9 protein-coding genes are annotated in these 11,346 nt (G+C 73.1%); 2 read left to right on the top strand and 7 right to left on the bottom strand.

Features of this window, described 5'->3' with window-relative positions:
- Positions 1-37: 37 nt before the first annotated feature.
- Together DEH69_RS26845 and DEH69_RS26840 are read left to right on the top strand one after the other, a co-directional pair.
- Positions 38-535 (top strand): RidA family protein, encoded by a 498-nt coding sequence (locus DEH69_RS26845; RefSeq protein ID WP_113689576.1) that lies wholly within the window; start codon positions 38-40, stop codon positions 533-535.
- On the top strand, positions 532-1,767 hold the full coding sequence (locus DEH69_RS26840) for an MFS transporter (protein WP_181727619.1): 1,236 nt from the start codon (positions 532-534) through the stop codon (positions 1,765-1,767). The genes DEH69_RS26845 and DEH69_RS26840 overlap by 4 nt, the downstream gene beginning before the upstream one ends.
- A gap of 23 nt (positions 1,768-1,790) precedes the next feature.
- Here the strand turns inward: DEH69_RS26840 and DEH69_RS26835 are convergent, their stop codons facing one another.
- The 7 genes from DEH69_RS26835 to DEH69_RS26805 form a co-directional block, all read right to left on the bottom strand.
- Positions 1,791-2,849, bottom strand: a complete 1,059-nt coding sequence (locus DEH69_RS26835) for an ABC transporter ATP-binding protein (RefSeq protein WP_113689574.1) — start codon at positions 2,847-2,849, stop codon at positions 1,791-1,793.
- Positions 2,846-3,718 (bottom strand): ABC transporter permease, encoded by an 873-nt coding sequence (locus DEH69_RS26830; protein WP_113689573.1) that lies wholly within the window; start codon positions 3,716-3,718, stop codon positions 2,846-2,848. The genes DEH69_RS26835 and DEH69_RS26830 overlap by 4 nt, the downstream gene beginning before the upstream one ends.
- A 4-nt stretch (positions 3,719-3,722) precedes the next feature.
- Positions 3,723-4,595, bottom strand: a complete 873-nt coding sequence (locus tag DEH69_RS26825; protein ID WP_113689572.1) for an ABC transporter permease — start codon at positions 4,593-4,595, stop codon at positions 3,723-3,725.
- Positions 4,596-4,729: 134 nt separating this feature from the next.
- Entirely contained in the window at positions 4,730-5,803 is a 1,074-nt protein-coding gene (locus DEH69_RS26820; RefSeq protein ID WP_113689571.1) for an extracellular solute-binding protein, read from the bottom strand.
- Positions 5,804-6,363: 560 nt separating this feature from the next.
- Entirely contained in the window at positions 6,364-8,643 is a 2,280-nt protein-coding gene (locus tag DEH69_RS26815) for a N,N-dimethylformamidase beta subunit family domain-containing protein (RefSeq protein WP_113689570.1), read from the bottom strand.
- 16 nt (positions 8,644-8,659) lie between these two features.
- Positions 8,660-10,282, bottom strand: a complete 1,623-nt coding sequence (locus tag DEH69_RS26810; protein ID WP_113689569.1) for an amidohydrolase — start codon at positions 10,280-10,282, stop codon at positions 8,660-8,662.
- Positions 10,267-11,337 (bottom strand): PotD/PotF family extracellular solute-binding protein, encoded by a 1,071-nt coding sequence (locus tag DEH69_RS26805; RefSeq protein WP_113689568.1) that lies wholly within the window; start codon positions 11,335-11,337, stop codon positions 10,267-10,269. The genes DEH69_RS26810 and DEH69_RS26805 overlap by 16 nt, the downstream gene beginning before the upstream one ends.
- Positions 11,338-11,346: the final 9 nt, after the last annotated feature.

Genomic DNA, 11,346 nt, shown 5'->3' with positions numbered 1-11,346 from the left:
AGATAGTATCGGATACACATCGAACGCGGGAGGGTCCATGGCCGGTGCCGAAGAGAGAGTCAGGGAGCTGGGGCTCGACATCCCCGACTACGCGGATCCGCCCTATGGGCGGCGTTATGGCCCCATGAAGCCGTTCCACCGCGTCGGCGACCTGCTCCAGCTCAGCGGGCTAACCCCCGAGACCCGCGCCGGTGAGCGGCTGCACCCCGGCGTCGTCGGCGTCGACGTGACGGTCGCCCAGGGCTACGCGGCCGCGCGGCTGACCGCGATCCACGCGCTCGGCATGATCCGCTACGCGATCGGCTCGCTCGACAACGTCGCGAGCCTGTCGCGGGCCCTGTGCTTCGTGGTCTGCCCGCCGGGGTTCGAGCTGCCGCACGAGGTCTCCAACGGCGCGAGCGATCTCTTTATCGAGGTCTTCGGCGACGAGATCGGCAGCATGGGCCGCGCGTCGATCGGCGCGACGGCGCTCTCCCGGCACAACTGCTTCGAGCTCTGGCTCGACCTGGAATGCCTTCCCGAGCCGACCGCGTGAGGGGAGCAGCCCGCGACATCACCAGGACGGTCCCGTTCTGGCTCGTCTTCGCCGCCTCGACGCTGGGCGCGATGACCAACGCGGCGAGCACGCCCGTCATCCCCGTGTACGTCGAGCGCGTCCTGGGCGGCGGCACGACGCTGTCGGGGCTGGTCATCGCGCTCGCGGCGGCCGCCTCGGTGATCGCCATGCCGGTCGCCGGGATGCTGGGCGACCGGCGCGGATACCGGGTGGTCGCCCTGGCGGGCGGCGCGGTGGCGGCGCTCGGCATGGTCCTGCTCGCCGTCGTTCCCTCGTTCCTCGGGGCGGGCATCGGGCGCGTGCTGTTCGGGCTCGGCAACGCCGCCGCGATGACGCTCGTGATGACCTGGCTCGTCGCGATGGCGCCCGTGGCGCAGCGCGGCAAGGCCCTGAGCGTCTTCGGCCTGAGCGTGTGGATCGGGCTCGCCCTCGGGCCGCAGATCGGCGCGGCCGTGAACCAGGCGATCGGTCCCGCCGCCGTCTTCGCCGTGTGCGCCGGTCTCGAACTGGCCACCGCCGCGCTCATCGCCTGCCTGCCGCGCCCGCCGCGGCCCGCGCCGTCGGCCAGGGGAGCGCCTGGGCCGCGGCGCGCGGTTGCCGTCAGGCGCGCGTTCCTCGCGGTGCGGGTGCCAGGCGCCGTCGCCGCGGCGGCCTGGTGCGGCGAAGGACTCATGCTCGGCTTTCTCATCGTCCACCTGGAGGCCGGGGGCGTCCCGGCGAGCGGCCTCACGGGCGCCGCCTCCGTCTTCGCGGTCTTCTCGGTCAGCGTCATCGGCGCGCGCATCGCCCTGGCGAGCCTGCCCGACCGCATCGGCCCCGTGCGCTCGACCGCGATCTCGCTGTGCGCGCTCGCCGCGGGCCTGGCCACGCTCGGGCTCGCGCGCGACTTCTGGGTCGCCGCGGCGGGCGTGGCGCTGACCGGCGTCGGCTTCTCACCGCTCTACCCGTCGCTGACGATGCTCGCCACGGGCGGCCTGACCGCGGGGAACAGGGCGCTCGGCCTGGGCATGTTCTCCAGCTTCACCAGCGTCGGGCACGCGGGCGGGGCCCTCGTCGGCGGGCTTGTCATCGCCGTCGCCTCGACGACGTGGGCGTTCGTGCTCGTCGCGGGGCTGCAACTGGGGGCGCTCGCCGTCGTGACGCCCTTCGGCCGCGACGACGCGCCGCGCGAGCGCCACGCCGGGGAGGCGCCGCGCGACCCCGCGGCATGAGCCCCCCGGCGCCGCGCGACGGGTTAGGCGGCGACCGGAACGGGCCGGGCGGGCGGCGTGTCGATGACATGGACGCGCTCCGGGTCGCGGCAGACGACCCGGACGCGCGTGCCCATCACGAGCGACGACGCGTCCACGGACGGGGGCAGCGAGCACACGACCTTGCGGCCCGCGTCGGTCATCAGCTCAAGGCGGAACCGCGTGCCCTGGAAGCTCAGGAGGTGGATCGTGCCCTCGACGTGCCACGCGGGACACGGCTCGTCGCCCGGGACCAGCTCGAGGTCCTCGGGGCGCAGCACGGCGGTGCCGTCGGCCTCGGCGCCCAGCGGGTCGTCGAGGATGCGCCCGCCCGAGGTGGGCAGCAGGTTCGCCTCCCCGAGGAAGCCCGCGACATACGCGTCGACGGGGTGGCGGTAGAGGTCCTCGGGCGAGTCCACCTGCACCAGGGTGCCGTCGCGCATGATCGCGACGCGGTCGGACATCGTCAGGGCCTCCGTCTGGTCGTGCGTCACCGACACCGTCGTGATGCCGACCTTGCGCTGGATGCGCGTGAGCTCGACCTGCATCTGCTCGCGCAGCTGCTTGTCGAGCGCCGCCATCGGCTCGTCGAGCAGGAGGATGCCGGGCCTGGCCGCCAACGCCCGGGCGAGCGCGACGCGTTGGCGCTGGCCGCCGGAGAGCGTCGCCGGGGCGCGGTCCGCCATGCCGGGCAGCTGGACGAGGGCCAGCATCTCCGTGGCGACGGCGCGCCGCTCCTTGGCGGGGCGCCGCGCCGCGAGGAGCGGGAACGAGACGTTCTCGCCGACCGTCATGTGCGGGAAGAGCGCGTAGGACTGGAAGACGACGCCGACGTTGCGCTTCTGCGGCGGCCGCCCGCCGACGTCCACGCCGTCGAACGCGACATGGCCGCTGTCGACCGCCTGGAGGCCCGCCACGACGTTCAGCAGCGTGGACTTGCCGCTGCCGCTCGCGCCGAGCAGCGTGACGAACTCCCCGGGGCGCACATCGAGGGACACGCCCTTGAGCACGTGGTTGTGGCCGAGCGTGACGTGCACATCCGAGATCGAGAGTGCGATGGTCATGGCGTGACTCCTTCGGGCGCGGCCGGGCCTTCGGCGCGGCGGGCGGGCACCGCGCGCCCCGCCCCCCGCCGCACGGCCTTGCTGACGGGGACGATGGCGAGCACGAGGAGGGCGAGTCCCGAGACGAGCGTCGAGGCCGCGGTCAGCTCGGGCGAGAACGCCTCCTGCGACGCGTTGAGCATCTGGAGGGGCAGCGTCTGCTGGCCCGGCGGCATCAGGAAGACCGCGAGGACGACCTCGTCGAAGATCACGACAAAGGCGAAGAGCGCACCCGACAGCAGATAGGGCAGGATCGCGGGCAGCTCGATCTTCCACAGGATCAGCGGCCACCGCGCGCCGAGGGTGCTCGCCGCGGGGCGCAGGGCCGGGTCGATGCGGGCGATGCCGCCGGAGACGATGACGAAGACATACGGCAGGGCGATGAGCGCGTGCCCGACGACCAGGGTCGCGAGCGTGCCGCGCAGGAAGGGCAGGTCCATGGTGACGCCGTGGAGCCCGACCGCGTAGGCGATCGGCGGGAGCGCGATCGGGACGATGAAGAGCGTGCGTATCCAGCGCTGCGCGGTCCTGTTGCGCACGCGGGTCAGCCCGAGCGCGGCCAGCGTGCCGAGGGCGGCCGCGATGACGGTGGAGAGCGCGGCCGTCCACAGGGACAGCCGGAACGACTCGGTCCACTCGGGGTCGGCGAGCACCTCGGCGTACCAGTCGAGGGAGAAGCCGTCGGGCGGGAACAGGATGAAGCTGCCCGACGTCCACGACGTCGCGACGAGCACCAGGAAGGGAACGATCAGGAGCAGGCTGGAGAGCATCGCCACGACGACGATGGGGGTCCGGTACCAGCCGAGGCTGCGGCCGAGGGTCGTGCTCATCGCGTCATCCCCACTTCTCGCTCACCCGGAACAGGCGGTCGGCGAGGAGATAGACGATCATCGTCCCGCCCACCAGGAGGATGCTCATCGCGGCCCCGATGTCCGGCCGGTTGGCCTGGTTCATCTGGGCGTTGATGACGCCGGACACGGTCATGTTGCCCGGGCCGCCGAGCAGCAGCGGCGTGACGTAGAAGCCGAGGGACATGACGAACACGAGCACTCCCCCGCTCAGCATGGACGGCAGGATCTGCGGCCAGGTCACGGCGCGGAACGTCAGCCACGGCCCGGCTCCGAAGATGGTCGCCGCGCTGAGCTGCTGCCGGTCGATCGACTGGAGGGCCGTCATCACGGGCAGCACCGCGAACGGCAGCATGACCGCCACCATGGCCGGATACATCCCGGCCGTCGTCTGGTACAGCTCGATCGGCTCGTCGGCCAGGCCGAGCAGGTCGAGGAACCAGTAGATGGCGCCCCGTGGCAGTTCGAGCAGCATCCATCCGAAGGAGCGCACCATGATGGACGTCCAGAGCGACAGGACGAGGGCCGCGAGCAGGGTGAAGCGCAGCCACGTGGGCGAGGCGACGACCGCGAGCGCGTAGAGCGTTCCCAGGACCATCGTCAGGGCCATGACGATGACCGCCATGACGACCGTGCGCGCGAGCGATCCGGTGAACGCGGGCACGTCGAAGGCGTCGGCATAGGCGGCGGTGCCGCCCTCGAAGGACCGTCTGACGAGCGTGAGGAGCGGGAACCCGAGCGCGAGCGCGAAGAAGGCGAGGGGTGGCCACAGGAGCCACCGGTGCTCGGCCCTCGACACTCCAAGCGGCTTGCGCCCGCGCGCGTCCGTCCGCGCTCTCGGCATGGTCAGCGATGGCATGCTCACTCCGTCATGCTCCGGAAACCCGACATGTGGATCCAATGTAGTTATTAATGGATGCCTTCCCTTGCGGTCGTGTTTCGGGAAGGTGACAAACGGCCGCGGCGGACAGCCCCTCCGCCGAGAAGGGGTGCTCAGCCCGCGAGCCAGGCCGTGTAGGAGTCGAGCAGCAGCTGCCTGTGGTCGGCACGCCACTGCTCGTCCCAGCGCAGGACCAGCTCCTCCTTGTCGGGCGAGTTCGCCAGCTGCTCGGTGACGTCGGCGGGGAGGTGGTCGAACACCTCGGAGTTCACGGGGCCGTAGAGCGTCCGCTCCACGAACGCCGCCTGCCGCTCGGGGTCGTCGATCCACTCGGCGAGCGCGACGACGGCGTCGGGATTGCCCGACTCGGCGGGGATCACAAAGCCGTTGGGGGTGATGAACGCCTGGTTCCACTGCACCGTGACGTCGGCCCCCGCGTTCCGCAGCGCGGTGAACTGACCGGTCACGGTCACGGCGATCGAGGCGCTGCCGCTGGTCAGCAGCTGCTGCACCTCGGGGTAGCTCTGGTAGAACACAAGCTCGTCGCGGATCGCGTCGAGCCTGGCCTCCGCGCGCTCGATGTCCAGCGGGTACAGGTCTTCGGGAGCGACGCCGTCGGCCAGCAGCGCGATCTCGTACGACGCGTCGAAGCTGCCGGGGGCGCCGGGCCAGGCGCGCTTGCCCGGATAGGTCTCCGTGTCGAAGAAGTCCGCCCAGTCCTCGGGCCCCCCTTCGGGGAACGTCTCCGTGAGCCAGCCCTGCGCGAGACCGGCGTAGAAGCCGCCGACGACATAGGGCCGCAGCCCCTCGGGCAGGAGGTCGCCGCGGATGTCCTCGGGCAGCTCGACCAGGTTCTCGGCGTTGGCGAGCGCGTCGGCGGCGGCGACCTGGAAGACGTCGTAGTCGCCCGCGTCGCCCCCGAGCATCCCGTTGAAGACGGCGTCCTCGATGGGGACCGACACCACGTCGACGCCGGTCTCGTCGGAGAAGCCGTCGAAGTAGGCGGCCTGGCGGCTCTCGTTGGTCGGTCCGCCGTAGTCGGCCCAGACGATGTCGCCGCCGATCCCCGACGCGCCGCCGTCGGACGGCGGGTCGCCGGAGTCGGCGCAGCCCGCCGCCAGGGCGGCCACCACGGCCATCGCCGCACCCATCATCGCGACGCGGCGTACTCGGATGATGGGTGCCATGCGATCCTCCTCGGGACGGCGCGATTCCACCGGATGGATCCAATCTAGATGAGAGTGGATCCTGGATGGTAGCGGGGATGTTTCGGGCCCGCAACCGTTGGCGCATCCGCTGGGGCGACGGGCGGGTGGGCGCGACGCCGGGGCCGCCGCGCGAGCTTCGCCGCGCGGGCGGCCCCGAGCTTGCGCCCTCCCGCCGAACCCCGTCGGCGGCTGCCGGGTTGCCCCCGGTGGGCGACCGCACCAGCACGACCCGGGCCCCGCCCGGCAGCCCGCGAGTCCGCGCGCTCACGCCCGTCGGTGGGCGACCGCATCGGCAGGACCGGCGCCCTGCCCGGCAGCTCCCGAATCCACGTGCTCCCGCCGAACTCCGTCGGCTGACCACCGCGCCAACGGCACCGGCCCCGTACTCCCGGGCCGGTGCGCGGGCTTCGCCGCGTGGGCAGCCCCCCGAAGCCCGCGCCATCACGCCCGTCGGCGGATGGCCGCCCCAGGAGCCGGGCCGCGCTCCCGGACGAATCCCGTTGGTGGGCGCCGGGTTGGCCCCGGTGCCCGCCCGTTGCTCAGGGGTCCAGGACGGGCGTGTCCGAGAGGAAGCGGTCGATGACGTTGCCGAGCAGGCGGCCCACGGGCGTCTCGCCGCCCGGGTCGCACAGGGCCCCGGCGAACGCGATCGACCCGGTCGAGAACACCGCGCCGCCACCCGCGCGCGGCACCAGGACCAGGTCGGATCGCACCCTCGGGTTGCGGGCGCCGCCCAGGATCCTGCTGGTCATGTTGAAGTTCTCCCTGGCCTCCAGCATGTCGTCGCCATGGCCGACCGAGGTCGCGAGAACGACGGCATCGGGCGACGTGCCGAGCTGCGGGCTGGCCGAGTCGATCTCCAGGCCCGCGGCCCCGCCCGAGACGCCGTGGCGCCCGAAGCCACGCGCGCCGCTGGCGTTGAGCACGCCGTCGAAGACCCAGGCCACCCGCGGGTCGTCCGTCGCGCGGCGGTACCCCGCGGAGGCGCCGGGATTGCCCGCCGCGACAAACCCGACGCCGAACGTCTTCTGCGGGGCACGCCCGCGGAAACGCCAGATGCCGCCCGGCTCGCCCGTGAACGACAGGTGGTACTCGCCAGGCTCAGCGCACCACGCCTGGGTGCCGCCCCACCTGCGGATCTCGATGACCTGCTCGTCGCACGGGTCGAACGCCGTGACCCAGTACATCCCGTTGCCGCCCAGGTAGAGCAGGCGCCCACCGGTCGAGGCGTACTCCTCGTAGGCGTCGAGCATGCGCCCGGTCGCGTACTCGGGGTGCGATCCCGTCATCACGGCCGCGTAGCGCGAGAGCAGGGCCGCGCCCTCGCGGTGCACGTCGGCGTCGGTGGCGATGTCGAAGGCGCGGCCGGTGCGATCAAGCCAGTCCACGATCTGCATGTCGCCGGTGAACTGCCACACCGGCGCGTTGTGGTCGTAGACGCGCTCGCGCATCGTGAGGATCGGGCGGCGCCAGCTGGAATAGAAGACCGGCGAGCCGTCGCCGTGCGCCTCGTACAGCGACAGGCCGAGCTCGCGGTGGGCGTCGCGGAACAGCTCGAAGTCGTCGAGCGTGGGCACCATCTGGCTCCACACCTGCGTGCGCGGACTGTCGACGCCCACGTGGTCGTTGGCGTACGCGAGGTAGGAGTTGGTCGGCAGGACGAGCAGCAGCGGCGCCGTGGCCGAGCCCTCGGGCGGCCCGACGAACACGGGCACGAGGTCTTCCGTGCCGTCGTCGGCCGTGAGGCGCGCCGCGTACACCCCGCTGCGCAGGTCCGGTGGGAGCGCGATCCCGCCCTGCGACACCCAGCCGCAGTCCGTCAGGTCGTCGCGGTGGAAGTGGATCGCCGCGTACGCGTCCGGCGCGAACCGCGCGTCGGTGACCTCGCCGCTCCAGCCGGACGCGGTGACGGCGCGGTGCGGGTGGTGCGCCGTCACGCCGTGGTGGCCGCGCCCGCTCGCGTCGGTGACGCGGGTGGTGGCGGCGATGCCCTCGGGTCCGATGTCCGCGCCCAGGTCCCAGGCCGCGACGACCGCGGGGTGCTCCGCGAGCCGCGCCCGTGGGCCGGTCGCCGAGGCGTCCGCGACGATCACGGGGTTCTCGACGCGGCCGTCGAAGCCGAGCTCGGGACGGCCCCCCGCGCCCAGCGAGCGGCACCCCCACAGCAGCGGCCCGGCCGCGGGCACGACGCGCGCGCCCAGGACCGCGGACGCGGTGGCCGTCCCGCCGGGCGGCCGCACGAAGCGGTTCGAGGCAACGGTCCCCGCGGGGGTGACCTCGATCCGAAGCCGCTCGCCTGGGCGGCCAGGGATCGCCGCCCTGACCTCGACCCAGCAGCCAGCGGCCAGCGGCTCGCCGACGGCGAGGCTCACCGGGCCCGCCGTCGTGCACACCCCGACGCACGCCCGCCCGTCAGGGCCGAGCCCCACCCACCAGCCGGTGCCGTCCGCGGCGTGCGCGATCGCGACCTGGGGGCCGAGCGCCGGGTCGCCCGGCGTCGTCGGCAGGAGCGCGAACGCGACGAGGAGCCCGCCCTGACCGATCGGTGGAACGCCGTCGAACCGCGCGTACGACCCGGTGGCCGTCGGCTGGTCGATGCCGCGCGCCGCCACGGGCGCGGCGCCAGGCACGTTCTCGATGCGGCGGCGGACGCCCGCCGACGGGATCTCCAACGCCGAGAGCCTGACCAACTCGCCGCGCCAGCTCGCCGCCGCCGTGCTCACATGCAGCGCGACCGTGTCGCCTGGGCGGTAGGAGATCCGGTCGGTGTAGCCCATCACGCGCCGCGGCACGACCACGCCGGGTGCCTCGTCGCCCATCAGTGCCCTCCCCCGCTCATGCGGCGAAGACCTCGCGCCCGCCGACGACGGTGCGCAGGACGGTCGCTTCCGCGAGCTCGTCGTCGTCGGCCTCGACCGGGTCGGCGCTCACCTCGACCCAGTCGGCCAGCTTGCCTGGCGCGAGGCTGCCGCGGGCTTCGTCGGCGAAGCAGTAGTAGGCGGAGCCGAGAGTCCACATGCGCAGCGCCTGGGCCGGGGTGAGCGCCCAGCGCGCGCCGAGCGCGCCGGTGCGCCCCCGCACGCGCCGGGTCCTCGCCTGCCACATGCCGAACAGCGGCGACATCGGGAAGTCGGGGCCGTCGGACCCCCCGGCCATGCACACGCCAGCGGCGGCCCACGCGCCCAGCGGGGCCAGGTCATCGGCGGCGGCGCCGAAGCGGTCGGCGATCCCGGCGCCGACCCGCCAGTGCATGGACGGCTGGGTCGACAGAACGACGCCGAGGCGGGCCGCGCGCTCCATCGACTCCGCCGAAGGCCACAGATAGGCGTGCATGATCGAGAAGCGCAGGTCGCGGATCGGGTGGCGCCGGTCGGCCCGGTGGAAGCAGTCGAGCACGATCCGCACCGCCTCGTCGCCGACGGTGTGCACGGCGAGCGACCAGCCGCGGGCCGCGCAGTGGTCGACGAGCGCCTGGAACGTCGCGGTCGAGCACACCTGGGTGCCGTGGTAGCCGGGCCTGCCTGGCCACTCGCGGCCGATGAGCGCGGTGCCGAAGCCCCCCGTTCCGTCGAAGTACACCTTGAGCGGGCCGATCCTCAGCCGCTCGTCGCCGAAGCCCGTGACGGTGCCGAGCCCGGCAAGGAACTCCTCGGGCGGGAGCGCGGTGTCGACCAGCGGCATCGCGAGGGTGCGAAGCGTCAACGTGCCGCGCGCCCACGCCTCTTGGTAGACCGCCAGCTCGGCAGGGACGAGCCCTGGCTCGGCGGCGCCCACGACGCCCAGGCTGTGCAGGTGCGCCTGCCCCTCGGCGAGCGCGGCGTGCAGCGCGTCGCGATCGACGGGCGGCACGTGTGAGAACACCAGGTCGGCCGCGGGCCGCTCGACGAGCACGCCGGTCGGCTCGCCTTCGGCGTCGCGCTCGATGGTGCCTCCGGGCGGGTCGGGCGTGGAGCGGTCGATCCCGCACCGCGCGAGCGCCGCCGAGTTCACGATGGCGTCGTGCGTGCGGCGGTCGAGGTAGAGGGCGGTCGTGCCCGAGACGGGATCGAGGTCGTGCCGGTCGGGCAGCCGCCCCTCCGCCAGGTCCTCGGCGTGGACGTGCAGGCCCGCGACCGCCCAGTCGAGGCCGGGGTGGCCCGCCAGCCAGTCGCGCACGCGCTCGACGATCTCGCGCACCGAACCGGCCTCGGAGATCGTCAGCCGCCGCCGTTCGAGGCCGACGACGAGCGTGTGCACATGGGCGTCGATGAAGCCGGGCAGCACCGTGCCGCGGGCCTGCTCGACCCGTGCCGACGGGCTGAGCGCGCGCAGCGTCGGCAGGTCGCCCGTCGCGGCGACCCGGTCACCGCGCACGAGCATCGCCTCGGCCGTCGGCCGCGCGGCGTCCATCGTGCGGACGCGGCCGCGGACGATCACGTCGCGATCGTCCGCGGCCTGGCCGTTCAGTCGGCCAGCCATGCCGTGTACCAGTTGAGCAGGTCCTCGGTCGCCTCGGCGCGCGCCTGTGAGTCCTGGTAGACCACGGCGGTGTGGCCTGGGGCGGTGACCAGCCCTTCCTGGATGTCCTCGGGGATGTACTCGTACGCCTCGGGGTTGCCTGGCCCGTAGCTGGTGCGCGCGGCGAACTCGGCCTGGCGCTCGGGGTCGTGGAAGTACTCGGTGAGCGCAAGGATGTTCTCGGCGTTGGGCGCCTGACTCGGGATCGCGATCACGTTGGGCGACACGACCGCCTGCTCCCACGAGACCGTGACGTCCTGGCCCGCGTTGCGCAGCGCCGTGAACTGACCGCTCGGCCCCATGGCGACGGCCGCGGTGCCCGAGACGAGCAGCTGCTGGATCTCCGGATAGGACGTGTAGAACACCATGTGCGGGCGCAGCTCGTCGAGCTTCGCCGAGCAGCGCTCGAAGTCGAGCGGGTACAGCGCGTCGGGGGCGACGCCGTCGGCGAGCAGGGCGATCTCGCACGAGCTGTCGTAGCTGCCTGGGGTGCCGGGCCAGGCGCGGTCGCCCGGATAGGTCTCGACGTCCCAGAAGTCCGCCCAGGTCTCGGGGCCGCCGTCGGGGAACGTGTCGCTGAGGTAGCCCTGGGCGTGGCCGACGTGGAACGTTCCGAACGCGTGGGCGCGGATGTCCTCGGGCAGCGCCTCGTCCTGGTACTCCTCGGGGATCTCAAGGAGGTTGTCCACGTTGGCGTACACCAGGTCGAGCCCGACGTGCGTCGCGTCGTAGTCGCCGGGGCCGCCCGACAGCATCTCCTCCTGCATCGCGTCGTTGACCACGACTGAGACGACGTCGACGCCGGTGTCCTCGGTGAACGGGGCGAAGTAGACCTCCTGGCGGGCCTCGTTGGTGGGGCCGCCGAAGTCGGACCAGATGATCTCCCCGCCGAGCCCGGACGCGTCGTCGCCCGCCCCCGATTCGTCCTCGGCACAGCCTGCGAGCAGCACCAGCGTCGCGGCGAAGGCGACGCCCGCGGCCTTGCGGCGTCGGCGTCGTGTGAAGGGTGAACGCATGGGACTCTA

This window comes from Streptomyces sp. PT12 (assembly GCF_003311645.1).
Lineage (GTDB): Bacteria > Actinomycetota > Actinomycetes > Streptomycetales > Streptomycetaceae > Streptomyces.
This window is presented reverse-complemented; position numbering and strand designations above follow the sequence as displayed.

What these genes read in the sequence shown, in the direction of transcription:
- DEH69_RS26845 (WP_113689576.1), top strand. Translation starts at nt 38, where the DNA reads ATGGCCGGTGCCGAAGAGAGAGTCAGGGAGCTGGGGCTCGACATCCCC.
- DEH69_RS26835 (WP_113689574.1), bottom strand. Translation starts at nt 2,849, where the DNA reads ATGACCATCGCACTCTCGATCTCGGATGTGCACGTCACGCTCGGCCAC.
- DEH69_RS26830 (WP_113689573.1), bottom strand. Translation starts at nt 3,718, where the DNA reads ATGAGCACGACCCTCGGCCGCAGCCTCGGCTGGTACCGGACCCCCATC.
- DEH69_RS26825 (WP_113689572.1), bottom strand. Translation starts at nt 4,595, where the DNA reads ATGCCATCGCTGACCATGCCGAGAGCGCGGACGGACGCGCGCGGGCGC.
- DEH69_RS26820 (WP_113689571.1), bottom strand. Translation starts at nt 5,803, where the DNA reads ATGGCACCCATCATCCGAGTACGCCGCGTCGCGATGATGGGTGCGGCG.
- DEH69_RS26815 (WP_113689570.1), bottom strand. Translation starts at nt 8,643, where the DNA reads ATGGGCGACGAGGCACCCGGCGTGGTCGTGCCGCGGCGCGTGATGGGC.
- DEH69_RS26810 (WP_113689569.1), bottom strand. Translation starts at nt 10,282, where the DNA reads ATGGCTGGCCGACTGAACGGCCAGGCCGCGGACGATCGCGACGTGATC.
- DEH69_RS26805 (WP_113689568.1), bottom strand. Translation starts at nt 11,337, where the DNA reads ATGCGTTCACCCTTCACACGACGCCGACGCCGCAAGGCCGCGGGCGTC.